The sequence below is a fragment of the Candidatus Palauibacter sp. genome (assembly GCF_965216145.1).
Classification (GTDB): domain Bacteria; phylum Gemmatimonadota; class Gemmatimonadetes; order Palauibacterales; family Palauibacteraceae; genus Palauibacter.
The window spans coordinates 1226347-1250950 of sequence record NZ_OZ244149.1; the positions used below are offsets into that span (position 1 = coordinate 1226347).

At 69.7% G+C, this 24604-nt stretch carries 20 protein-coding genes; 13 read left to right on the forward strand and 7 right to left on the reverse strand.

What is annotated here, in order from left to right; translation table 11 throughout:
- The first annotated feature begins 79 nt into the window (after positions 1-79).
- A complete protein-coding gene (locus ACOOHF_RS05410) occupies positions 80-3883 on the forward strand; it encodes an FG-GAP-like repeat-containing protein (protein ID WP_420463699.1) in 3804 nt (1267 codons plus the stop codon).
- 3 nt (positions 3884-3886) lie between these two features.
- On the opposite strand, the gene ACOOHF_RS05415 is transcribed toward ACOOHF_RS05410, so the two are convergent.
- The gene (locus tag ACOOHF_RS05415; RefSeq protein ID WP_420463700.1) at positions 3887-4432 is read right to left on the reverse strand and encodes a nuclear transport factor 2 family protein; all 546 of its coding nucleotides are present in this window, start codon (positions 4430-4432) and stop codon (positions 3887-3889) included.
- A 158-nt stretch (positions 4433-4590) separates the two neighbouring features.
- Between ACOOHF_RS05415 and ACOOHF_RS05420 the strand changes: the two genes are divergently transcribed.
- From ACOOHF_RS05420 to ACOOHF_RS05455, 8 genes are all read left to right on the forward strand, one after another.
- On the forward strand, positions 4591-5889 hold the full coding sequence (locus tag ACOOHF_RS05420) for an amidohydrolase family protein (protein WP_420463701.1): 1299 nt from the start codon (positions 4591-4593) through the stop codon (positions 5887-5889).
- A 104-nt stretch (positions 5890-5993) separates the two neighbouring features.
- Positions 5994-6230, forward strand: coding sequence for a hypothetical protein (locus ACOOHF_RS05425; protein WP_419934004.1), 237 nt, complete (start codon positions 5994-5996; stop codon positions 6228-6230).
- An 18-nt stretch (positions 6231-6248) separates the two neighbouring features.
- Positions 6249-7370 carry a hypothetical protein gene (locus ACOOHF_RS05430; RefSeq protein WP_419934005.1) on the forward strand — a complete coding sequence of 374 codons (1122 nt, stop codon included), beginning with the start codon at positions 6249-6251 and terminating at the stop codon, positions 7368-7370.
- Between the two features lie 51 nt (positions 7371-7421).
- A complete protein-coding gene (locus ACOOHF_RS05435) occupies positions 7422-7646 on the forward strand; it encodes a hypothetical protein (protein WP_419934006.1) in 225 nt (74 codons plus the stop codon).
- Positions 7646-9139 carry a sodium:solute symporter family protein gene (locus ACOOHF_RS05440; RefSeq protein ID WP_419934007.1) on the forward strand — a complete coding sequence of 498 codons (1494 nt, stop codon included), beginning with the start codon at positions 7646-7648 and terminating at the stop codon, positions 9137-9139. Before ACOOHF_RS05435 ends, ACOOHF_RS05440 begins: the two co-directional genes overlap by 1 nt.
- A 21-nt stretch (positions 9140-9160) precedes the next feature.
- A complete protein-coding gene (locus ACOOHF_RS05445) occupies positions 9161-9613 on the forward strand; it encodes a hypothetical protein (protein ID WP_419934008.1) in 453 nt (150 codons plus the stop codon).
- A complete protein-coding gene (locus ACOOHF_RS05450) occupies positions 9610-10278 on the forward strand; it encodes a zf-TFIIB domain-containing protein (protein WP_420463702.1) in 669 nt (222 codons plus the stop codon). The genes ACOOHF_RS05445 and ACOOHF_RS05450 overlap by 4 nt, the downstream gene beginning before the upstream one ends.
- A 90-nt stretch (positions 10279-10368) precedes the next feature.
- Positions 10369-10785, forward strand: coding sequence for a DUF6941 family protein (locus ACOOHF_RS05455; protein WP_419934010.1), 417 nt, complete (start codon positions 10369-10371; stop codon positions 10783-10785).
- A gap of 3 nt (positions 10786-10788) precedes the next feature.
- Here the strand turns inward: ACOOHF_RS05455 and ACOOHF_RS05460 are convergent, their stop codons facing one another.
- From ACOOHF_RS05460 to ACOOHF_RS05480, 5 genes are all read right to left on the reverse strand, one after another.
- Complete coding sequence (locus ACOOHF_RS05460) at positions 10789-12876, reverse strand: PQQ-dependent dehydrogenase, methanol/ethanol family (protein ID WP_420463703.1); 2088 nt, start codon at positions 12874-12876, stop codon at positions 10789-10791.
- Positions 12877-12975: 99 nt separating this feature from the next.
- Entirely contained in the window at positions 12976-15141 is a 2166-nt protein-coding gene (locus ACOOHF_RS05465) for a TonB-dependent receptor (protein ID WP_420463704.1), read from the reverse strand.
- The gene (locus ACOOHF_RS05470; protein ID WP_420463705.1) at positions 15126-15593 is read right to left on the reverse strand and encodes a hypothetical protein; all 468 of its coding nucleotides are present in this window, start codon (positions 15591-15593) and stop codon (positions 15126-15128) included. Before ACOOHF_RS05470 ends, ACOOHF_RS05465 begins: the two co-directional genes overlap by 16 nt.
- A 33-nt stretch (positions 15594-15626) precedes the next feature.
- Complete coding sequence (locus tag ACOOHF_RS05475; RefSeq protein ID WP_420464338.1) at positions 15627-17255, reverse strand: M28 family metallopeptidase; 1629 nt, start codon at positions 17253-17255, stop codon at positions 15627-15629.
- Positions 17256-17316: 61 nt separating this feature from the next.
- Positions 17317-20211: a M16 family metallopeptidase gene (locus ACOOHF_RS05480; protein ID WP_420463706.1), complete on the reverse strand. Its 2895-nt coding sequence runs from the start codon at positions 20209-20211 to the stop codon at positions 17317-17319.
- A gap of 108 nt (positions 20212-20319) precedes the next feature.
- Between ACOOHF_RS05480 and ACOOHF_RS05485 the strand changes: the two genes are divergently transcribed.
- The gene (locus ACOOHF_RS05485) at positions 20320-21351 is read left to right on the forward strand and encodes a 3-oxoacyl-ACP synthase III family protein (protein WP_420463707.1); all 1032 of its coding nucleotides are present in this window, start codon (positions 20320-20322) and stop codon (positions 21349-21351) included.
- Here the strand turns inward: ACOOHF_RS05485 and ACOOHF_RS05490 are convergent.
- The gene (locus ACOOHF_RS05490; RefSeq protein ID WP_420463708.1) at positions 21338-21646 is read right to left on the reverse strand and encodes a DUF4342 domain-containing protein; all 309 of its coding nucleotides are present in this window, start codon (positions 21644-21646) and stop codon (positions 21338-21340) included. The genes ACOOHF_RS05485 and ACOOHF_RS05490 overlap by 14 nt on opposite strands.
- 175 nt (positions 21647-21821) lie before the next feature.
- Between ACOOHF_RS05490 and ACOOHF_RS05495 the strand changes: the two genes are divergently transcribed.
- The 3 genes from ACOOHF_RS05495 to ACOOHF_RS05505 all read left to right on the forward strand — a co-directional run bounded on the left by ACOOHF_RS05495 (position 21822) and on the right by ACOOHF_RS05505 (position 24604).
- A complete protein-coding gene (locus ACOOHF_RS05495) occupies positions 21822-22814 on the forward strand; it encodes a tetratricopeptide repeat protein (protein ID WP_420463709.1) in 993 nt (330 codons plus the stop codon).
- Between the two features lie 330 nt (positions 22815-23144).
- Positions 23145-23408, forward strand: coding sequence for a hypothetical protein (locus ACOOHF_RS05500; protein WP_419934019.1), 264 nt, complete (start codon positions 23145-23147; stop codon positions 23406-23408).
- 17 nt (positions 23409-23425) lie between these two features.
- Entirely contained in the window at positions 23426-24604 is a 1179-nt protein-coding gene (locus tag ACOOHF_RS05505; RefSeq protein WP_420463710.1) for a hypothetical protein, read from the forward strand.

The window sequence follows — 24604 nt, forward strand, 5'->3', positions numbered from 1 at the left end:
GCTCGGGGTGGACGGCGCGGTGCGTTCCCGCGACGTAACCGGATGATATGATACAGTCCCCTCACCCGTTATGGACGGGGTGAAACGCATCCAGGTCACTCTCTCAAGGCGAATGGTCGACCGTCATCCGCCACACATCGACGCCCGTCGCCCCGGGCTTGGGGTCTACGCCGCGCTGCTCGGCGGGGCGGCGGTGTGGGCGGGGTGCGGGCCAGGGGCGCTCGACTGGGTCGAGGAGGACGGCTACCGCTGGGCCGAGCTTCGAGTTTCGGGCGAGGACGAGCCGGGCTTCGAGCGGCTGGATCCTTCGGAGACCGGGATTTCGTTCGAGAACGTCGTCACGCAGGAGCAGTTCATCGAGAACAGCCACTACCTGAACGGCTCGGGCGTGGCCGTGGGCGATGTGGATGGCGACGGCAGGGTCGACATCTACTTCGCGGGGATGGACGGAGCCAACGAACTCTGGCGCAATCTGGGGGGCTGGAAGTTCGAGGAGATCGCCGAGGAGGCGGGCGTCGCCGCGGCGGGACGCTTCTCGACGGGTGCCGTGTTCGCGGATGTGGACGGCGACGGGGACCTCGACCTCCTCGTCAACGCGCTCGGCGGGCCGAACTCGCTCTTCGTGAACGACGGGACGGGGCACTTCACGGACGGGGCGGAGGCGGCCGGGCTCTCTTCGGCGCTCGGCAGCATGTCGATGACGCTGGCCGACATCGAGGGGGATGGGGACCTCGACCTGTACGTGGTGAACAACAAGGTCGCCACGGTGCAGGATCTCTTCCCGCCCGAGGTCCTGCAGCCGCGGAACATCTACCGCCGGACGGAGGACGGATTCGAGGTTCTGCCGGAGTGGCAGGAGCACTACACGCTCGGGGAGGTCCAGGGCGGCATGGTGCCGCGGCTCGAACTGGCGGAGCACGACCGGCTGTACGTGAACGACGGGACGGGGCGCTTTTCACCGGTGTCGTTCACGGACGGCGCGTTCCTCGACGAGGCGGGGCAGCCGCTGACCGAGGCACCGCTCGAGTGGGGGCTGGCGGCGCGTTTCCAGGACATGGATGGGGACGGGGACCCCGACCTGTACGTGTGCAACGACTTCCACAGCCCGGACCACATCTGGATCAACGACGGGAGCGGCCGCTTCCGCATGCTCCCGCCGCTCGCCATGCGGAGCACGAGCTTCGCCTCCATGGGGGTGGACTTCTCGGATGTCGACCGCGACGAGCGCATGGACTTCTTCGTGGTCGAGATGCTGAGCCGCGAGCAGCGGCTGCGGATGAAGCAGGCCAGCGGGGGCGTGCCGGACCCGCAGTTCGCGGGGCGGATCGAGAACCGGCCGCAGAAACCCCGCAACACCTTCTATCTGAATCGGGGGGACGGGACGTGGGCGGAGGCGGCGCAGTACGCCGGGGTCGACGCGTCGGGGTGGTCGTGGGGCAGCACCTTCGTCGACGTCGATCTCGATGGCTACGAGGACCTCCTCATCGGGACGGGCCACTTCTACGACGCGATGGACAAGGACGCGGCCCAGCGCATGGGCTCCGTGGACTGGCGCCAGCGGCTCCTCGTCTTCCCGCCGCTGCGGCTCTCGAACGTCGCCTTCCGCAACCGGGGCGACGCGACCTTCGAGGAGGTGGGGGAGGCGTGGGGGTTCGCGGGGGACGAGGACATCTCGCACGGGATGGCGGCGGCGGATCTGGACGAGGATGGGGATCTGGACATCGTCACCAACCGGTTGCTGGCGCCCGCCGGGGTGTTCCGGAATGTGGGACGGGCGCCCCGGGTGGCCGTGCGACTGCGGGGGCGTGCGCCCAACACTTCGGGGATCGGAGCCCGCATCCGGGTGTCGGGGGGCGAGTTGCCGCCGCAGACGAAGGAGATCGTCGCTGGAGGCGCGTACCTCTCCGGTTCCGAGGCGCTGGCCAGCTTCGCGGCGGGCGAGGGGGAGATGTCGGTCGAGGTCGTCTGGCGGAGCGGGGCCACGAGCCGGGTGGACGGGGTGCGCGCGAACCGGGTGTACGAGATTGACGAACCCGCGGTCGGCGGGGCCGCGGCAGCCGGGGCCGGTTCGGCGGCGGTCGGAGCGTCGGATTCGGAGGCGGCGTCCTACAACCCCCTGTTCGAAGATGTCTCCGGGCTGCTCGGGCACCGGCACCGGGAGAACGAGTTCGACGACTTCGCGCAGCAACCGCTCATCACCTGGCGGCTCAGCCAGAGCGGACCCGGCGTCGCGTGGGGCGATGTCGACGGTGACGGCGACGCGGACGCCCTGGTGGGCGGAGGCGGCGGGTCCGGCCTCGCGGTGTTCCGGAACGATGGCGCCGGGGGGTTCTCCCCGGACCGGGGGGCGCTGGGCGGCGGCGCGGCCGGGCCGGCGCGAGCCCCGGGCGACCAGACGGGCCTCGTCGTCGTGCCCGCCCGGGCCGGCGCCGCCGTGGTCGTCGGGACCGCGACGTACGACGGGTCCGACCGGGCGGCCTCCGCGGCCTCCGTCCTCCGCGCCACCGCCTCGGGGATGGGCGAGTCCCAGACCCTGCCGGCGCACGCGTCGAGTACGGGCCCGCTCGCCGCGGCGGATTACGACGGGGACGGCGACGTCGACCTCTTCGTCGGCGGCCGCGTGGTCCCCGGTCAGTATCCCGTCCCGGCGACCTCCCGACTCTTCCTCGACGAAGGCGGCCGCTACGTCCTCGACGAGGCGAACGCCGGCCCGCTGACCGACGTGGGGCTGGTGTCGGGCGCCGTATTCAGCGATGTGGACGGGGACGGCGACCCCGATCTGATACTGGCCCTCGAGTGGGGGCCCCTGCGTCTCTTCCTCAACGAGGACGGGCGATTCCAGGACGCGACGGCAAGCTTCGGCCTCGAGTCCCTCACGGGCTGGTGGAACGGCGTGACGGCGGGAGACCTCAACGAGGACGGACTGCCGGACCTGATCGCCACCAACCGGGGGCTCAACTCGGAGTACACGGCGAGTCCGGAGCATCCGGCCACCGCCTATCACGCCGACCTCGACAACGATGGGTTCCGGGACGTGATCGAGGCGCGCTACGACGAGTTCACGCGCTCGATGGTCCCGATCCGGGGACTCCTCACGCTCGCCGGCGGTCTGCCCTTCCTCAGGGGCCAGATCCAGGGGCACGAGCACTACGGGCGGCTGGCGGTCGGAGAGATCCTGGGGCAGCCGGTCGATCTCCTCCCGACGGCCGAGGCGACAACGCTCGCCCACACGGTCTTCATCAACCGGGGAGGGTCCTTCGAGGCCTTCGACCTGCCGCGGGAGGCGCAGTTGGCGCCGGCCTTCCACGCCGGCGTGGCGGACATGGACGGGGACGGGCACGAGGATGTCTTCCTGAGCCAGAACCTGTTCGCGTTCCGGAGCGAGGGGGACCGCAACGACGCGGGGCGCGGCCTGTGGCTGCGGGGCGATGGGACGGGGGCGCTGGCGCCGGTCCCGAGACAGCGTTCGGGCATTGCGGTGTACGGGGAGCAGCGGGGGGCGGCGTTCGCGGACTACGACGCGGACGGGCGCGTGGACGTGCTCGTGAGCCAGAACGCCGCCGGGACGAAGCTGTACCGGAACGCGGGCGCCCGGCCCGGGCTGCGCGTCCGGCTGCGCGGCGGCCCCGGCAACCCGGCCGCCATCGGCGCTTCGATCCGGCTGGAGTACGGCGGCGGGACGCCCGGTCCGCTACGAGAGGTCCGCGCCGGGGGTGGCTACTGGTCGCAGGATGATCCGGTTCAAGTGATGGGGCTCGCGGCCGAACCCACTGCGGTCCGCGTCCGCTGGCCCGATGGCTCGGAGACGGTCACCCCGCTGGACGGCCCGACCCCGCTGGAGGTGACGATCGACGGGACCGGCGCGCTCGTGGCCCGCCGCTGACGCTCAGCCGCCCTTGAGGGCGCGGATTCGTCGAGCGACCTCGCGGGCCATTTCGTTCGGGATGGGAATCGTGAGGTTGTACTGGGCGATCTTCCAGCGCCCGTCTTCCAGCACGAGCACGCCGCTGCCCCGTGTCTCCCCCAGGTTGGCGTTCTCGAGACGCTCGTCGAACCAGGCGGTGCGGGCGTCGGGGGCGATGGAGACGTGACGCTCGAGCATGTGGTACGTCCAGCCGGTGCCGGTGTCGAAGCGGGCCCTCGTGTAATCCATGAACGCCTCGCGCGTCCAGCGCTCGGTGGCGTCGGTTCCGAGGAAGACGGCCTCGCGGGCGTAGAGGCTGAAGTAACCGTCGAAATCCGTCTCGGAGGCCGCCTCGTGGAGCGCATCGAGGACGGCCGAGACGTCGGCGCGGGCACGGCTCTCTTCGACCGCGGCCGATTGCGCGGCGAGCCCGCCCGCGGCGAACTGCAGCATGAGCGCCGGGACGATCGTCGGCACAAGCCGTAGCGCGAGTCGCGGGCGGCGGGCCGGAGGGGCGGGGTTCAGCATGGCTTCCTCATGAATGTCTCGGGTCGGAGGGGTGCGTGGCGTTCGGCCTTCGTCCGTGTCCCCACCTCGCGTGATCCTACCTGAGCCGCGCACGAGCAACTAGTCTGTCGCGTTGGGTCGCTTCACGGTCGACCCGAACCCGGGAACCGGAGGTTGCCATGAATCCATACCCCCTGATGAGGCGGAGGACGCGGCGGGTCGCGGTCGTCTGCGCCGCCATCGTCTGCGCGGTGGCCGCGTGCGCGCCGGACACCGGCGAGGACGCGTCGGGGTCGGGTCCCGGAGAGGCCATCGACGGGGCGATCGTCATCCGGGCGGACCGCATCCTCGACGGGCGCGGAGAGGCGCTCACGGGTCGGGAGGTGGTGGTGCGCGGCGGGCGGATCGAGGCGATCGCGGAAGCGGGGTCCACGCGGGGCGCGGTGGTGTACGACCTGCCGGGTGCGACGCTGCTGCCGGGACTCATCGACACGCACGTCCACCTCGGCTGGCACTTCGACGCCGAGACGGGGCGGCTGCACGGCGCCGAATCGACGGACACGGCCGAGGACGAGATCCTCTACGCGGCCGAGAACGCCTGGAACATGCTGGTCAGCGGCGTCACCACGGTGCAGAGCGTGGGCGGACCCGAGGACGTGCCGCTCCGGGACGCGATCGCGCGGGGGTCGCTGCCGGGCCCGCGCGTCCTGACGTCGATCGAGCCCATCACGGCCGGGACGGGCGGACCGGACGAGATCCGGGCGCGCGTGGACGCGCTGGCGCAGGCGGGCGCGGACGTCATCAAGATCTTCGGGTCCGCCAGCATCAGGGTCGGCGGCGCGCCGACGCTGAGCCAGGAACAACTGGACGCCGCCTGTGGCCAGGCCCGCGAGCACGGCCTGCGCGCGGTCGTCCACGCCCACGGGCCCGAGAGCGCGCAGCGCTCCGCCCGGGCCGGCTGCTGGCAGATCGAGCACGGCGCGCTCCTGGACCGCGAGACACTCGACCTCCTCTCGGAACGGCGTCTCTTCTTCGATCCGCACATTCACCTGATCTTCGAGAACTACTTCGCCAACCAGGAACGTTATCTGGGGATCGGGAACTACACGGAGGAGGGGTTCCGGCAGATGCGCGAGGCGGTGCCGACCGCGCTGGACGTCTTCCGCGAGGCGCTTCAGGTGGAGGGACTCGAGATCGTGTTCGGCACCGACGCCGTGGCCGGCGCCCACGGGCGCAACTGGGCGGAGTTGGCGTATCGCGTCCGCGAGGGCGGTCAGGATCCGATGGCGGCGATCGTGTCGGCCACGAGCCTCGCGGCCGAGGCGATCGAGCTGGGGGAAAGCGTGGGCACGCTCGCGGCGGGCTTCGAGGCCGACGTGATCGCGGTGGCGGGGAATCCGCTGGCCGACATCGGAGCCCTCGAACATGTGGTGCTGGTCATGCGCGGCGGGGTCGTCTACCGGCACCGGCCGATGTAGGGATCCCGGGCGACACCTGACGGTAGGACCCCTCGTAGGGGGGTTACGGCGAGGGCCGGCTTCGGCTGAAGCCGCGAAGCCGAACGGCAACCGGAAGGAGATGCATGAAGCGGTCGATCGAGCAGGCGCAGGAGCGGCTCGCGAACGATTTGCTCCGCCGTCGCGACGTTGTCGCCGTCGGCATCGGGGCCGATAACGGTGAGCCCTGCCTCAAGGTGTACGTGTCGGGACGGAGCGACCGCAGGTCGATCCCCCGCCGGTACGACGGGCACGAGGTACGGGTGGTCGGCGGCGGTCCGTTCCGGGCGCAGGCCGACGGCCCGGCGGCCGGCAGCCAATAGCCGCCGGGGGTACGAACGATGACGCCGCGCCGAAACCTGATCCTCGCGATCGTGATCGCGGTGGCCGCGGTCCTCGCACTCCATCTCCACTGGATCTCGACCTGGGCGCCCGGGCCGCCGCCGCGGCCCGGCCCGCGTCCGCCGCTTACCCCCGGGGGCGCGACACCCGAGCAGCTTCTGGCCGCGGCCATGCGGGTTCAGACCGACTTCGAGCCGAGCCTGTTCGCCCTCCCGGGAGTAGTCGGCGTGGGCATCGGCTTCGGCGACGCGGGTGCCCCGACGATCAAGGTCTTCGTCGATTCGTCGCTGCCCCGGGCCGCGTTTCCGCAGGCCCTTGGGAACTTCCCGGTCTCCGTGCAGCCGGCCGGGCCGTTCCGGGTCCTGCCGCCTGAACCGATCGCGTCGGAGAGGGGCGAGGACGAAGACCCGGTGCCGACGGGCCGCTTCGAGCGGCCGGTTCCGATGGGGGTGTCCACGGGCCACACCCGCTCCACGGCGGGCACGATCGGCGCCGTCGTGACCGATGGCGAGCGCCGCTACGCACTCAGCAACTGGCACGTGTTCGTTCCCGGCGGGGACGCGCGGGTGGGCGATATCCTGCTGCAACCGGGCCCGGTCGACGGCGGCGCGGATCCGGCCGACGCGATCGGCACGCTGGCGGCGTTCGAGCCGGTGGTCCTGTCGCTCTTCGCCACCAACCGGATCGACGCCGCGATCGCCCGCACGGACGAGGTGCTGCCGGAGACGCCGGTGGGGGGCTATGGGTCGCCGCGCAGCGCGACGATGGCGGCGAAGCCGGGGCTGCAGGTCCAGAAGTACGGGCGCACGACGCGCCTCACGGTCGGGGAGGTGGAGGCGGTCAACGCGTCGGTCAACGTGACGTACGGGTCGGCCGGATCGCAGGTGGGCCGCTTCACCGGCCAGATCATGGTGTGCTGCAATTTCAGCGCGGGGGGCGACTCGGGCTCGCTGATCGTGGCGCGCGATCTCGACCGCGACGGCACCGCCGGGCCCGACGACCGCAAGCCGGTCGCGCTGCTCTTCGCCGGCGACGGGCGGCTGACGATCGGCAACCCGATCGACCTCGTGCTCGACCGCTTCGACGTGACGATCGTGGGAGAGGACGGCGCTGGCCGCTGAGCCGTGGGCCCGACTGGCCACCTGCGCGGCGTAACGGCTAGGTTGGCGGCTATGCAACGCTTCCGTTCACACTACCTGCCGCGTACGCGTCCGGGCCGGCTGCTGCTCGCCCTCTTCCTGGGCCTGTTCGCGTTCACTCAGCCGCCACTCGTGTTCTGGATCGGTAACCGCGTCGAGCCGTTGCTGGGCGGGCTGCCATTTCTCTACGTCTATCTTCTCGTCTTCTACTGCCTCCTCATCGGGGTCCTCGTCTGGATGAAGAGGCGAGAACTCTGATGGAACCCTGGGTCATCGCGACCGGACTCATCTTCGTCTATCTCCTGGCGACGATCGTGCTGGGGGCGGTCGCGAACCGGCGCATGTCGGTGGACCTCGAGGATTTCCTCCTGTATGGGCGCAAGGCCGGGTTCGTCGTCCTTTATCTCACGGTCGTCGCCACCTACCACTCGGCGTTCGCCTTCCTCGGAGCCGGCGGGTTCTTCTACACGCACGGCATCGGATTCTGGGCCGCGGGCGCGTGGACGGTGCTCGTCGGCGCGATCACCTACGTGCTCGGAAGCCGGATCTGGGCGCTCGGCAAGACGTTCGGCTATATCACGCCGGCCGATCTGCTGGCGGACTTCTACGAGTCCGATGCGGTTCGGGTCGTGGCGGCCATCGTGTCGGTGCTGTTCACGATCCTCTACATCCAGGTCCAGGCGGCGGGACTCGGCTACATCCTTTCGGTCGCGTCCGGCGACCGGATCTCGTTCGAACTCGGCACGCTGATCCTTCTCGTGGTCGCCGCGGGCTACCTCATCGCGGGCGGTCTGCGGGCTGTGTACTGGACCGACGTGATCCAGGGCGTGTGGATGTACGTCGCTGTGTGGGCCGGCGCGCTGGTGCTCGCGTTCAAGCTGTTCGGCGGGCCGATCCAGCTATGGAAGCGCGTGGCGGCGGAGCGCCCCGATCTCCTCACACTTCCGGGGCCCGAGGGGTTCTTCACGCCGGGGATGTGGTTCGGCCTGGTCGTTGTCCTCTCGTTCGGGATCGTCTTCCAGCCGCACCTGTTCATCCGCTACTACACGGCGGTCTCGGCGCGCACGATCAAGTGGCTCGGCGCCACCACGCCCATCTACCTGATGACCTTGTACATCCCCGCTGCGCTGGTGGGTCTGGGCGGCGCGCTGGTGATGCCGGACATCGCGATTCCCGATCGGATCTTCCCCGAGATGCTGGTCGCCTATGCGCCGCCCTGGCTCACCGGCGCGATCCTCGCGGGCGCGACGGCCGCGGCGATGTCCACGCTCGACTCCATGCTGCACGCGAACATGACCGTGCTCACGCGCGACGTGTACCAGCGCTACATCCGCACGGACGCTGCTCAGAACCACTATATCCTCGTGGGTCGGCTCATCATCGTCGCCCTGCTCGCCGTTGGATATGTCCTCTCGGTGAACACGTTCGGCTTCCTCGTCACGCTCGTCTCACTCGCGGGTGCCGGCGCGCTGCAACTGATGCCGGCGGTACTCGGGGTCTGCTTCCCGGGACGGCGGCTTACGACGAGCGCGGGCGTGATCGCGGGCATCTCCGCGGGCCTGGCGACTCTCTGCGTGACGCTCATCGTCATACCGCATCCCCTCGGACTGCACGGCGGCGTGTGGGGACTGGCGGTGAACTTCGTCGTGACCTGGGTCGTAAGCCGGCTCACGCCCGCACCGAGTGACCCCACGGTGTCGCGGATCCACGGCGCGATCGAGCGCTTCGTGTACGAGGGCGATCCCGCGTGAGCGCACTCGGAGGCTGATACGGTGGGCAAGCTCGTGGGAGGTCTCGCCCTCCTGTCGCTGGCGCTGTTCATGGTGCTCGGCTTCGTGCGCGCCGATGTCGACCCGTTGGCGCTCCGCACGATGGTGGCGCTCCTGATCGGGGCCGGGCTGCCGGCGGCGGGGGGCGTCTGGCTGCTGGCGCGCTACCGCGGGGTCGGGAGCCGGATCGAACACCGGCGCGAGCAACTGCGCCGCGACACGCTGGAGGCCGAGATCCTGAGGATGGCCGGGCGGCACGACGGGCGGCTCACCGCGGTCGAAGTCGCGGGCGAACTGGCGGTGCCGACGACGACGGCGGAGGAGCTGCTGAACGAACTGATGGCGCGGGACATGGCCGACATCGAGATCACCGACTCGGGTCTGCTCGTCTACACCTTCCACGACGTGCGACACCTGTCCGAGAAGGAATCGGCCCGAGGACTGCTGGAATCGTGAGCGAGACGCGCTGGCCGTGCCCCGTCTGTCTCGGGGTGAAGATGGAGAAGGCTTCGCTGGGATCGGGGGGCCGAGGCGGCGAGGGCGCGCTCACACTCGACCACTGTGCCCGCTGCGGAGGCATGTGGTTCGAGCTGGGTGAGGTGCAGCGGCTCCGCGCGGAGCGTCCCGAGTCTCTGTGGGCGCGGATCCCGGCCCGCGACGAGCGGCACCGGGCCCAGTGTCACACGTGCCGCGCGTTCGTGGACCGCGACGCGCCCCGGTGCGGGGCGTGCGGCGCGAAGACCCGGCTGAACTGTCCCGCCTGCGATACCACGATGCTTCAGGTCCGACAGTCCGAGCTGACGCTGGATGTCTGCAAGCGGTGCAAGGGCGTGTGGTTCGACCACCACGAACTCGAGGCGATCTGGGTGCTGGAACGGGACCGGGTCGTCGCGAGGCGCGGTAAGGGCGCAAGCCCCGCGCGCGGCGCGGAGACAGGCTCGGAGGTCCTCCTCCAGACCCTCTTCTGGGCACCGGATCTCGTCTTCGTGGGGGCGCACGTCGCCGGGCACGCGGTGGCGGCCGCGGCCCAAGCCGCCCCGGCCGTGCTCGAGGCCGCCGGGGAGGCCGCGGCCAGCGTGTTCGAGGCCATCGTCGAGATCGTGGCCGGCATCTTCGGCTGAGGCAGGCTCCGGGTTCGCCTCGACGGCGCCGCATGATAGAATCCGGGTCCGCTCCAACCTGACACGCACCCCTCCGGGAGACACAACGAAATGGAAATCGCTCTGGCCACGCTGGCCGACTGCGCCAATACGTCGAACGACGGCAAACTCAACCTGATGGGGCTGTTCGACACGCTCTACGCGGCGAACGTGCCCGTGACCCACCCGTCGATGCAGCTGGTGCTCAGGATCCGGGTCGAACCCGCCGAGATCGACCGGCAGCACGAGCTGGAAATCCGCTGCATGGACGCGGATGGCGAGGAGCTGTTCAAGGTGAAAGGCGGGTTCTCGGTCCAGGCCCTGCCGGGACGGGCGGCCACGTTCAATCACGTCGTGGGGATCAACAACCTGACCTTCCAGAGGTACGGGGGGCACACGATCTCGATCTTCGTCAACCGGGACCTCAAGGAGACGCTCGAATTCGAGGTCGCGAAGGCCGAGCAGCGCGCGCGGCCGGCGGCCGGCTGAGGGTCAGCGGTCCGGAACAGCCCCGGCGTCCGGCGCGGCGTCGGCGGCCGATTCCGCCTCCCACAGACGCCGCTGTTCGCTCGTCAGGTAGTGCCGGATGGCGGTCACGTCCTCCATCGTGAGCAGGTCGCCGAAGGCGGCCATGCCGTTCGCGGCGAGCGCGCCGCCCAGGACCACGGCGTCGAAGCTCTCCCACCCGCCGCCCTCCATCCGGCGCAGATCGGGATAGGCGGAGAGGTGCTCGTCCGAGGCGCGGTGGCAGATGGAGCAGTGGACCCCGAACAGCTCGGCCCCCGCGCGCACGAGCGCCGCGTCGAGCGCCAGATCCGGCGGCTCGGGCGTCGAGGGCGAGGCCTGCGGCGGCGGTAGCGGGACCTCCCCGCCGTCGAGTTTGAACACGAGCAGCCGCCCCACGCTCTCGTAGTCGTACGCCGCCGAGCCGAGCGGGTAGGCGGCGCCGCGCGGCCCCCCATAGCCGGCCATGACGGCGACGTACTGCACGCCGTCCGCCTCGTACGTCATCGGCCCCGCCATGACCCCGGTGCCGAGATGGATGCTGTGGAGGCGTTCCCCGCTGTCGGCCTGGTGGAAGTCGAGCGTGCCGACAGCGGTCCCCTGGATGACGAGGTTCCCCGCCGTGACCAGCGTGCCACCGTTCCACATGCTTCCCCGCGGAACCCGCCACAGCTCACGACCCGCGACGGGATCCCACGCGAGGAGGAACTCGTTGGGGCCGATGTCGGGGAGACCCTCGGCGAGGTGCGCGTACTCCCCCGGGAACGGGGGCCAGCTCGCCTCGAACCCCTCGTACGCCACCTCGGGACGGTGGTCGAACTCGTCCAGCGAACGCCACAGCATGGCCTGTTCGCGGGCCGGGATGTAGGCGATGCCCGTCTGCGGGTTGAACGACATCGGCTGCCAGTTGTGGCCCCCGGCCGAGGAGGGAAAGACGACCCGGGGCTCGTCCCGGTAGTCCGCGGCGGGGTCCGGGATGGGCCGGCCGGTCTCCATGTCGATCCCGAGCGTCCAGTTCACCGTGACGAAGTTCTCCGCCTGCAGCAATTCTCCCGTGGCGCGGTCCAGGACGTAGAAGAAGCCGTTCTTCGGCGCCTGGAGGAGAACCTCTCGCGGCTGGCCGTCGATCATGACGGTGCTCAGGATGATGTTCTGGGTCGCCGTGTAGTCCCAGATCTCGGCGGGCACCGTCTGGTAGTGCCACACGAGCCGCCCGCTCCCGGGGTCGATTGCGAGGATCGAGACGAGGTACAGGTTGTCGCCGCCGGAAGGGCTCCGGTGCCATATCGGATAGGGATACGAGTTCCCCGTCCCCACGTAGAGAAGGTCGAGGACCGGGTCGTAGGCCATCTCCCCCCACACCGTGCCTCCGAGACCGCCCTCCCAGGCGGAGTTCGGGTCCCACGTCTCGGCGGCGACCTCCAGTTCGGGGTGCTCGACGCCGTCCGCCGGATTCCCGGGCACGGTGAAGAAGCGCCACCTCTCTTCACCCGTGTCGAGGTCGTAGGCGGTAATGTACCCCCTCACGCCGAAGTCCCCGCCGGCGTTGCCGAGGACGACGACGTCGCCGGCGATCTGCGGGGACCCGGTGCTCGTGTAGGAGAGCGCGCGGTCGAGGAAGGTGTCGACGCGCCAGATCTCCTCGCCCGTCGCGGCGTCGAGCGCCACCAGATAACCGTCGAAGGTGCCGACGTAGACGCGGCCCTCCCACACCTCGAGACCCCGGTTGATGGGGCCGCAGCAACCCTTCCTGCTGTAGCCCGGATCGACGTCGGGGTCGTATCGCCAGACCGTTTCCCCCGTCGTCGCGTCGAGGGCGGCGACGCTCCCCCACGGCCCGGGCGCGTACATCACGCCGTCCACGACGACGGGGGTGGCCTCGAGCCCCCAGTGCACACTGCCGACGTGCGAACGCCACTCGTACTCCCAGGCGAGCCCGACCGCGGCCGCGTTCATGACGTGGATGCGCCCGAGCGGGGAATAGCGCGTCTCGCCGAAGTCGCGGCCGGAGGTCAGCCATTCCGCGGCGACCGTGTCGGTCGCGAGCAGGCGGGGCCGATCGACGTCACCGGGCAACGAGCCCGCCGGCACCGTTTCGCAGCCCGCCAGCGCGAACGAAGCGAGGAGGGCCCCGCAAAGTGAGCGGGAACCCCGAGGGGCTCTTCCCATGGGCTGCTAGAAGCGGGGGGTTACGGTGAGACGGAAGCTCCGGGTGGGTCCGGGGCTCCGTTCCTGCACGTCCACATACGTCGTCTGGAACAGGTTCTCGATCTTGGCCTGCACGGTGGTCCCGAGGATCCGGGTCCCGACCCGTATGTCGACGAGGGTGATGGCAGCCCGGTCGTCGAGCGGGAACGCGAGGACTTCCTGCACCCGGCTCCGGTGGCGGAAATCGATCGCGACGAGTTGTCGCCAGCCCGAAATCGTCGCCGTCAGGTTGTGGCGAGAGCGGTAGGGCAGTGCACGGCCGGTCCCGTGGTCCTCGGTGTCAAGGAAGGTGTAGGTGGTGCTGAAGTCGAGGCGGCTCGGTATGACGCCGAGCCGCAGCCCCGCATCGATCCCCCGAACCATCGCTTCGGCGACATTGCGGAACTGGAAGGTGAAGATGTTGTTCGGGGCCGGCGTCGGCTCGATGAGATCGGTGTATTCGCTCCAGAAGAAGCCGGCGTCGACCCACACGCGGTCGCTGAGGTGCAACGTCGCCCCGACCTCTCGGGCCCATGCGGACTCTCCCCGCAACTCGGGGTTGGGGATGACGCGGAAGCCGAACTGGGTCGTCGACGTGAACTGCTCCACTACGCTCGGCGACCGGTAGCCTCGGCTGAAGGATGTCCTGAGACTCACTCGCTCGCTGGCCTCGAACACGACTCCGAGCTTCGGGTTGAGCACCAGATCCCTCATCGCAGCCGAAGCCTTGTGGTAGTCGAGCCTCAGCCCCACCGAGCCATGCACCCGGTCGGAGAACGCGATCTCGTCCTGCGCGAACACCGCGAGGTCTCTCACGTCGGGCGGAGGCGCCAGGAAGTTCGAGGACACACCGGTCAACGCTCCTTCTCCGCCGATCGTCAGGGCATGTGACCGATTGGGGAACAGGGACCATTGGATGTCTGTGCCGACTCGCGTCGAGCGGTGGAAATCCTCGTTGTCGTGGAAGTAGTTCTGTGATCGCGCGTGATAGACGTGCGGCCGCAACTGAAGGCGATGCTTCGGCGTGACGATGGGATTCGCCGTCACGCCGAACACGACGTCATCCGTCCGGATCCAGTCTCCGAGCTCGGTCGGATCGACTTCGAGCGGGCGGTCCGCGGACAGCCATGTGAAGAACTCCTCCTCGTCCTTGCGCGTCCAGTTGACGAAGATTTCCCAGGGATTGGCGGACTCCGCAGGGAATACGGTCTTGAGCCGTACTCGCCAGCGCTCGAGCGCTCCGTTCTGCCGGAACCCGTCGGAGCCTTCGCGCGAGAGGTGCAGGGTCGTGCCCACGTCGCCGAGGCGGCGGGAATGCTGGAGGGCGATCCCTTCCCTGCTCAGGCGCTCCTCCGTGAACGAGTGCCGGGTCGGGGTGTCGAAGAGGCCGAAATAGCCGCGGATGATCGTCTCGGGCTCGGCGGACGGACGTCTCGTGATCACGTTCACGACGCCGCCCAGCGCGTTCGTGCCCCACAGCGTGGAGTGCGGGCCCTTGACGATCTCGATCTGCTCGACGTCCAGCACCGGGAGGCCGCTGAAATCGATCGAGGCGCCCACACCGGACAAGACGCGGTGGCCGTCGAGCAGCATGAGAACCCGGCTCCCGACGCCTCGCGCGATGCCGGTGGCGCCGCGGATGTCCATCTGTCCGGAGTTGAAGATCACGCCCTGCGCGAAGGGGAGCGCCTCGTCGAGGGTGACGGGGTGGCGATGGTGAAGCTCCTCACCGCTCAGGACGGTAACGCTGACAGGAGTTTCGCCGGGTCGGGCGGGGGAGCGGCTCGCCGTGACGGTCAGCGCGGGCACCGTGAACAACTGTCGTTCGAGCAGAATGCTAAGCTCGCCCGTATGGTCGGCCTGGAGTTGGTGTTCCGTGACGCGGAAGCCCGGAGCGACCACAACCAGCGTATAGGCGTCGTCAGCCGGTGAGGCGATCGTGAAGCCGCCGTCGGAACGGCTCGTGGAGCGCAATGGGGTGTTGCGAATGAACACGGTAGCCCCGGCGATGGGGGCGCGCGTTTCGGCATCCAGAACACGGCCGCGCACCGCATCCTGAGCCTGCACTGCCGGCGGGGCGCTCGCCAGGAAGACGGCGAGCGCCGCGCCGGACGCGAGGCATCGGCGGAAGCCGGCTGCTATTGCCGCTGCCAAACTGTCGTCGAGACGGCGGCCGCGGGTTCCGTCACGATGACGGTGAGGACGTTGCCCGCCAATGTGTATGTGCCCAGAGCCTGTTGCTGCTGGCCGGTCTGCTCCCAGGAGCCGTCCGTACGCACCGTGAACATCCCCTGGTCCGCGATTTCCGTGACGCTGCCATCCCTCGGGTCCGTCACCGTGAGGCTCAGGGACAGGCTGCCGGTCGCAGTGTCACCGGACGCCGAGTTCTGCATCAGCGTGAACGTCCCTACGGCAATGGGCGGCCCAATAGGAAAGTTGCCGGTGACCACCCCGGTCAGGGACTGAAGGTCGTACGTCCCGGACAGATTGGGCGGCGGGGTCACCGCGGGCGTCGTCGGCTCCACCGGGTCGTCGTCGCCGCCGCAGCCGACAACGAGTCCGGCGGCAACAACAGGGATAAGCAGTATACCGAGGCGCTTCTTCATGAATCCTCCTGTGCGTTGATCTCGGGGCCAAGGTCAGTCGCCCCCGCCCGCTCGTTCCATCATTTGGTCACGCGCGGCGCGAAACTCGTTCCCCTCGCGCCAGTTGGGCCACTCGGCGCCCTGGGCCAGCCGGTAGCCCACCTCGAACAACAACCTCAGGTCGTCCACGGCGCCGTCCAGATTCCAGGACGGGTCGTACTCGTCCGTCGGCTTGTGATACCGCTCGGCCGTGTAAGCCTCACGCATCCGCCGGCCGTACGTCTCGCCCCGCTCCACGTGATCTATCCCGGAGTCGGTGTACAGGGCCGGCACGCCCCGCTTCGCGAAGTTGAAGTGATCGGAGCGGTAGAAAAACCCTTTTTCCGGCTCCGGATCCGCGCGTATCAGGCGGCCCGCCGCCGAGACGACCGCTTCAAGGTAGTCGTCCAGATCGGAGTTGCCGAGACCGACGACCGTGATGTCGTTCATCGGCCCCACCGTGTTGAGCCCATCCATGTTGATCGCGGCCACGGTCCGGTCCAGGGGATGGACGGGGTATTCTCCGTAGTGATCCGAGCCGAGGAGGCCCTGTTCCTCGGCGGTTACGGCGAGGAAGAGGACGGTGCGGGCCGGCGGCCGCTCGAGGCCGCCGAAGGCCGCGGCGATCTCGATGAGGCCCGCCACGCCCGTCGCGTTGTCGAGCGCGCCATTGTAGATCTCGTCTCCGTCGAGCGTCTCGTCCTTCCCCAGATGGTCCCAATGGGCCATGTAGACGACGGCTTCCTCGGGACGTTCGGAGCCGGCGAGGCGGCCGACGACGTTGTGCGAGGTCGAGCGCTCGATCGTGTTGCGGATCTCGAGGCTGACTGTGAGCCCCAGCGACGCCGCCTGGAAGTCCTCGCGGACAGCCCGCACGCTCAGCGGCGCGAGGTCGACACCCGCGCGTTCGAACAGCGCGGAGGCGGCATCGAGCGTCAGCCAGCCCTCGACCGCCGGACGGGAGAGGTTCGCATCCTCCGCGACGAGACCGAACTGGGGGCCGGACCAGCTGCTGGCCACGACCTCCCAGGGGTATCCCGCCGCATCCGTCTCATGGATGATGAGGGCGCCCGCCGCGCCCTGCCGCCCGGCCTCCTCGAACTTGTACGTCCACCGGCCGTAGTACGTCATCGCGCGGCCGTTGAAGAGGGCGGGGTCGCCCGTCGCGTAGCCCGGATCGTTCACGAGCATGACGACGGTCTTCCCGGTCACGTCCACCCCGGCGTAGTCGTCCCACCCATACTCCGGGGCGACGATGCCGTACCCGACGAAGACCAGTTCGGAGTCCGCGAGGCCGCTGCGGTCGATGACGCGCTTCGTCCAGGCCATCATCTCGGTCCCGTACTCGAGCGTCTCCTCGCGGTCGTCGCCCGAGATCGCGAGCCGCATCCCGGGATCGGCCGTGAGCGACACGAGGGGGACCGGCTGCAGCCACTCCCCGTCGTTGCCGGGCTCGAGCCCGGCGGCCCCAAACGCCTCGGCCAGATAGGCGATCGTGAGTTCCTCGCCCCGCGAGACCGGCGCGCGCCCCTCGAACTCGTCCGAGGCGAGGACCGCGATGTGCTCCCTCAGCCCGGCGTCATCGATGCCCTGCAAGGCGTCGGCCGGCGCTTCGGGGTCCGGGGCACACCCCGCGGGGACCATCAGGAGTCCCCCGCGCAGCGCCGCGACCGCGGAGCGGCGAACCCGTCCGGGCGCCCGACGATCATCGCTCATCTTCGCCCTGCCCTCCGGCCGGAGAGAGGCGCTTGCCGCCCGCGGCCGGGGGGGCAACAGGTCCGGCCGAGCGGTCCAGGAGGACCGGGTCGCCGAGCCCCAGCGCCGAGAGGCGCTCCAGCTGGGTTCTCGCGTCGCCCACCACGAGCCAGATGAACCGCCCGCGGTCGAAGTACTCCGCGGCCAGCTCCCGGATGCGTTCGACCGTCATCTCCCGGACGACGGTCTCCCGGCGAAGCAGGTAGTCCGCCGGGAAACCGTAGGCGCTCATGTCCGCCAGGATCCCGAGCTTGTTCCCCAGCGTCTCGAACGCACGGGCGTTCGTCTTGAGGAGGAAGCTCCGCGTGGCCGCGAGATCTTCCTCGTCGAACCCGGGGCCGTAGCCGTCCAGGAGATCGCGGATGATCTCCAGCGACTCGTAGGTCACATTCGAGCGCACGGAAGACGAGATGAGGAACGGGCCCGGGAGCGCCGTGCCCCGGAATCCGGAGCCGACACCGTAGGTGTAACCCTTCCCCTCGCGCAGGATCTGGGTGAGGTCCGAGGCGAAGCCCCCGCCGCCCAGCCGGAAGTTCGTCACCTGAGCGGGCCAGAAGTCGGGATCGGTCTCGGAGAGCGCGAGATACCCCACCTGCAGGACGGACTGGCTGGCGTTCGGCACATCGACGAAGTAGAGGCCGGGCACCGCGGCCCGGGCAGCGGGCGCGGAGGGAAGCTCCGGGGCAGCGCCGCTCCAGCGCGTGCCGATCCCCTCCAGCGCCGTGGTCACTTCGTCCGGAGTCGCCGCACCGGCGACGTGCGCCGCGGCCCGGGCCGGCGTCAGGACGCGCTCGTAGTAGGCCCGCACGTCGTCGAGGCCGAGGGCACCGACCCCGTCGACCGTGCCGCGGGCGTTACTGCCCAGGATGTGGTCGCCATAGAGGAGCCGCGTCATCACGTCGCCCGCGATCGCGGTCGGCGACGACGACGCCTGGCGGAGCTGGTTGCGGACCCGGTCCCGCGCGAGTTCGAACGCCTCGGCATCGAAGCGGGGTTCGAGCAGGATTTCCTCGACCAGGGCCATCGTCTCGGGGAAGTTCCGGCTCAGGGTCGAGCCCCGGATGGTGAAGGTCTCCCGGCCCGAGGTGACCGAGATCGAGGCGCCCAGCGCGTCGATGGCCTGCTCCAGTTCCTCCGGCGTCCGGTTCGCGGTTCCCTCGGTCATGATCTCGGCGAGCAGGTTCGCCGCCCCGATACGGTCGGGGTCCTCGAGCAGGAGGCCGCCATCGAGCCGAAGTTCGAATTGCACGAGCGGCGTCTCCCGGTCCTCGATGCCCCTGGCGGAAACGCCGTTCGCCAGCGTCGCGGTCCACACGGCCGGGGCCGAGAGGCTGGGCGGCGGGCCGAACTCCGGCTCGACCGAACGGTCGATTCGCGAGGGCGTGCGCGGGATGTCGCCACGGTCGTCGATGGCGACGGGCGCCTCGGCGCCCCGCACGATGGGCTCTTCCACCACCGTTGCGAGCAGCGAGCCCTCGAGCGCGAGTTCCGGCTGGCCGCGGGGGACGAAGCTGGTCGCCACGGAAGGACGACGCGCCACATAGGTCTCGTAGACGCGGAGGACGTCCGCTTCCGTCACGTCGAGGATCCGCTCGATGTCGTCCGCGACGTAGCCGGGATCGCCGGCGAAGATGTTGTACTGCGCGAGCTGAAAGGCCTTGCCCAGGACGCTCGACAGGCCGCGGTAGAAGGAGGTCTCGTATCCGGCCTTGACCCGCTCCAGGTCGGCGGCGGAGATCCCCTCCTCCTCGAACCGGGCGAAGGCCCGCTCGACGGCCCCCTGCACCTCGTCGAGCTCGGTGTCCCGGAAGGCCCGGATCGTGAGCCGCATCTGGCCCGCCAGTTCCTGGTGGAAGGCGAACATGCTCGCCGAGGGCGCGAGCTTTTCCTCCTCCACGATCACCTCGTAGAAGGGGGCCGTCTTTCCGTCCGTGAGGAGGGTGCCGAGGAGGGTCAGCGGGTACGAATCCGGGTGATACAGCGGGACCGTCGGCCACGAGAGCGCGAGCTGGGGCAACTGGGCGAAATTGTCCTCGTGGAAGAGGCGCGTCGAGGCGTCCAGCGACACGTCAAGCGGCGTCGGGCGGTCGGGCATCGGACGGGACGGGATCTCGCCGAAGTACCGCTCGATCCACTCCCGTGCCTGCGCGACGTCGATGTCGCCGGCCACGACGAGCGTCGCGTTGTTCGGTCCGTACCACTTCTCGTGGAAGTCCTTCGTGTCGGCGAGCGTGGCGCCGTCGAGGTCATCGAGCGACCCGATGACCTGCCAGCGGTACGGGTGCCCTTCAGGATACGTGGCCTGGTCGATGACGAAGCTCGCGTGGCCGTACGGGCGGTTGTCCACACCCTGTCGCTTCTCGTTCTTGACGACCTGCTTCTCCTTCGCGACGACGTCTTCGGTCACCGTGTTGATGAAGAAGCCGAGCTTGTCGGCCTCCGCCCACAGCGCCTTCTCGAGGGCATCGCTCGGCACCACCTCGAAGTAGTTCGTGCGGTCGCGGCTCGTCGACCCGTTCGTCGAGCTGCCCACCCGGGTCATGAGGCGGTCGAGGCCGCCGGGGCCGAGGTTCTCGGAGTCGAGGAAGAAGAGGTGCTCGAACAGGTGCGCGAAGCCGGTCTTGCCGGGCACCTCGCGCGACGACCCGACGTGGAAGGTCATCGCCACGGCGACCACCGGGTCGGAGCGGTCGACGTGCAGCACCACGTCCAGCCCGTTGGGAAGCTCGTACTTCTCGTAGTCGATCGTGAATCCGCCGCCGCCGGCCGCGCAGGCGGAGAGCACGACCGCCAGGGCGGGGACCAGCGGCGCGCAGTGGCGCCGGATCGGGTCGGGAACGGACATTGGGAGATCCCTTCCTTCGGGTGAGGGGCGGGGCGGTCGCCGCCCAAATCAATGCGATCGGCGGCGTCCACGCCACCCGCGGACCATGGCGGACGACGGAGGCACCCGATGCGCACGACACAGATTCTCTCGACCGGCTTCCGGGTCCCGGATCGCGTGGTCACCAACGACGATCTCGCGTCCATCATGGACACGTCGGATGAGTGGATCCGCCAGCGGTCGGGGATCGAGGAGCGACGCTGGGTGGAGGAAGGGGAGGCCGGCTCCGATCTGGGAGCCGCGGCCGCGGCGATGGCGCTGGAGCGAGCCGGGATGAAGGCGGAGGATCTCGACTGCCTGATCGTGGCCACGCTGTCGCCCGACCACTTCTTCCCCGGCACCGGCGTCTTCCTGCAGCGCAAGCTCGGGATCCGGGACATCCCCTGTCTCGACGTCCGCAATCAGTGCACGGGGTTCCTGTACGGGCTCTCGATCGCGGACGCATGGATCCGGACGGGGCGGTACGAGCGCATCCTCCTCGTCGGCACCGAGGTCCACTCCACGGGACTGCACAGGAACGACTTCGGGCGCGACACGGCCGTCCTGTTCGGTGACGGGGCGGGGGCGGTGATTCTCAGGCCGGTCGGTCCAGCGGAGGGGGGACGCGGAGACGGCAACGGGTCGGCCCCGGAGCGGGGCATCCTGTCGGTGCACATCCACGCCGACGGGCGGTTCGCCGAGAAGCTCTGGGTGGAGGCGCCCGCCTCGAAGTACGATCCCCTGATCTCGCACGAGCACATCGACGCGGGTCTCACCTGCCCCTCCATGGACGGGCGGGAGGTCTTCCGCCAGGCGGTGGCCCGGATGCCGGAGTCGGTGCGCGAGGCGCTGGACGCCGAGGGGCTGTCGATCGACGAGGTCGACATGGTGATCGCCCACCAGGCCAACCTGCGGATCTGTCAGATGGTCCAGCGGGCGCTGGGTCTCTCCGACGACCGCGTCTACAACAACATCCAGCGCTACGGGAACACGACCGCGGCGAGCCTGCCGATCGCGCTCCACGAGTGCGCGGAGGAGGGGCGGCTACGCCGCGGAGACCTGCTCTGCCTGACCGCGTTCGGGTCCGGCTTTACGTGGGGGAGCGCGCTTATCCGCTGGTAGCGGAGCCCCGGGGTTCGCCGGTGTCGTCCCCGCCGTCTCCGCCGTGCTCCTGGTCCTCGTCGTCCGTCTGCCGCTCGACGACGATCGTGCAGTTCGTGACCAGCGCCGCGATCGCGCCGATCGCCGCCCAGGCGGGAAGCAGCAGCGTCCCCACGACGCCGAGCGCCAGAGGGACCTCGATCAACTCCTTGCCTTCTTCGTTCCGGATCGTCAGACGGCGGACGTTTCCCTCGCGGAGGATCTCCTTGATCTTCCTGACGAGGTTCGTGCCGCGGACTTCGTATTGTTCACTCATGAGATTCTCTTTTCGGGGGCCCGGCGTGCGCCGGCGCAGGCGGCGGCTTCGGGGCCGACCATGGTCGAGCGACGATCGCCGTTCAATGTTTTTGATCAGAGTTCGACTATCCCGTCGTACCCCGGAACCGGTCCCGGAGGTCGCGACATCGGGGATGTCGTTCGGGAGGAACAACATGGAACATAGTCGAAGCTGGAGTCATGCGTGGCGCGGAGCGGTCGCGTTCGGCACTCTCGCCCTCATCCTCGGTGCGGCCGGGTGTGGCGGAGGGGCGGAGGGCGACGGGGCGCCGGGCGCACTTCCCGAGGGCGCCGAGGCGTTTTCGCTACTGGGCGAGCCGCTCTATCCGAACCTGGCCCCCGCCGACGTCGCGGCCCGGCAGGCGCGTGACGTCCGGCAGGCGCGGGCGGACTACGAGGCGAATCCGGACGACGCCGACGCGATCATCTGGCTGGGCCGACGCGTGGCGTACATGGGCTCCTATCGCGAGGCGATCGAGATCTTCTCGGAGGGGATCGAGAAGCACCCGGACGACCCGCGCATGTACCGCCACCGCGGGCACCGCTGGATCAGCGTGCGCGAGTTCGACCGCGCGATCGAGGACCTCTCGCACGCCGCCGATCTGGTCCGGGGTGTGCCGGACGAGGTCGAGCCGGACGGCCAGCCCAACGAGCGCGGGATCCCGACGAGCACGCTGCAGTCGAACATCCACTACCACCTCGCGCTGGCCCTCTACCTGAAGGGCGATTTCGAGGCGGCGCTGGATTCGTACGAGGCCTACATGGCCGTCACCACGAACGCCGACCAGCTGGTGGCGATCTCGCACTGGTGGTACATGGCCCTCCGCCGCCTGGGGCGGGACGCGGAAGCCGCGGCGGTGCTCGAGCCGGTGACGGCGGATCTCGATGTGATCGAGAACACGAGCTACCACCGGCTCCTCCTCATGTACAAGGGAGAACTCACCGCGGACGACCTCTGGGATCCGGCCAGCGAGGACCCGTCGGGCGTGGCGATCGCGTACGGGGTGGCGACCTGGCACCTCTACAACGGCCGCGAGGCGCAGGCGGAGGAGATGTACCGCCGCATCCTCCAGGGTTCGGGGTGGGCCGGCTTCGGCTACGTCTCGGCCGAGGCCGAGATCGCCCGGCTCGAGGCCGGTGGCGCGTAGCGGCATGTGACGGCTCTTCCCGGCGGCCCCCCCGTTGCCGCGGGAAGTCGCGTGCGGGATTACAACGTTTGGATGGCCCGGCGCGTCCCATCCCCCGAACCTGGCGGGTGGGGACACCACCTCGACCGCGGCGTGCCACGCTGACGGCGGGGCCTGTGGATTCCTCATCAAGTTCGAGCACTGGCTGGGCCTGTGACCCGCTAGCATAGCGCCGACCGCGCGCGTGCCCTGTGGCACGCGACGGGCGCATCTTGTCCGTTCCGGTCTGTGGCCGCACGATGCGGCCCGCGACATCCATCGCCGGCGGGAGGGAGTGGCAGTGCGCGAATCGTGCGACCATGGGGTCCGCCCGGCGCCATGACGGGATATCTCTTCCTGGCCCTGGCGGTCCTCGTGGCGGTAGCGGGATGGGAGGTCCGGAGGCGGCTGCGCGAGCAGACCCGCGCCGGGGTCACCGACGAGGTCGTGCGCCGCATTGAAACGCTCGGCCGTGTGGACGCCGAGGATGTGGAGCCTGTCGACCTGGAGTTGGCGAAGGCCGAGGAAGACGAGTTCTGGGCCCAGACCTGGGACGAACCTGAAGAGAACTGGTGAGATCGGAGAGGGATTTCATGCGCCGGACCATGTTGACGCTATCGGTTGGGGCTCTCGCGACGATGGCCGCGTGGGCGGGCCCGGTCGCCGGACTGCAGGAGGTGCCGCGAGCGTCCCTGGGGGAGCCGGTCGCCGCCTACGAGGATGGCCTCGGCTCCATGCGCGGCGTGAGGGAACTCCCGGATGGCCGTGTCCTGATCGCCGACGGCTTCGGCGAGGCCCTGATCGTGTGGCGACCCGGAGCGGGCGCGGACACGCTGATGAACGTCGGACAGGGGCCGGAAGAGTATCGTCTACCCGACGGACTCTTCCCCCTGCCTGACGGCGGCACGCTGCTCATCGACCTCGGCAACGCGCGCCTCACGCGCATCGAGGCCGATCTCGGCTTCGGGGAGACGTGGCCGATCGCGCGGGGCGGCCTCGGGGCGGGGATGACGATGATGATCGCCGAGGCGACGGATCGGGACGGGCGTATCTACTACGAGGAACGCCTCGGCGGCATGATGTCCGAGTCCGACTCGGCGGCCATCATGCGTTTCGACCCGGCGAGCGGGGAGACGGCGGAGGTCGGGCGGATCAGGCTGGGCGAGCAGGAGCGCCGGGAGTCCGGGGACGCGAACAACAGGAACGTCAGCATCCGGCCGGTGCCGTTCTCCGCGGAGGACGCATGGAGCGTCGCTTGGGACGGCCGCGTCGCGATCGCCCGCGCCGACGAGTACCGCCTGGAATGGAACGCCCCGGACGGAACGACGACGACCGGCGGCGCGGTGCCCCACGAGCCGGTGCGGATTCGAGGTGCCGATCAGGATGAGTGGCTCGCCTCCCTCGGGGGCGGCTTGCGAGTCGAAGTGGAGTCCGATGGCGGCGCGCCTCGCATGTCCATGAGCCGGGCCCCCTCGGGAGCCGGCGATGCGAGCCCGCGCGATTTCGAGTGGCCCCCGGTCAAGCCGGCCTTCGCCCCGAACGGCGTCCTCACGGACCCCGGAGGCCGCGCCTGGGTGCGGCGTCATGTGGCGGCGGGAGCGCCGGCGCTGTTCGATGTGTTCGACGCCCGGGGTCAGAGGATCGCCGAGGTGGAACTGCCGGAGGACCGGAACCTCGTCGCATTCGGGGAGGACAGCGCCTATCTGACCCGGAGCGACGAGTTCGAGTTCGCCTGGCTGGAGAAGTACGCGGCGCCCGCCGTCGGCGGTTAG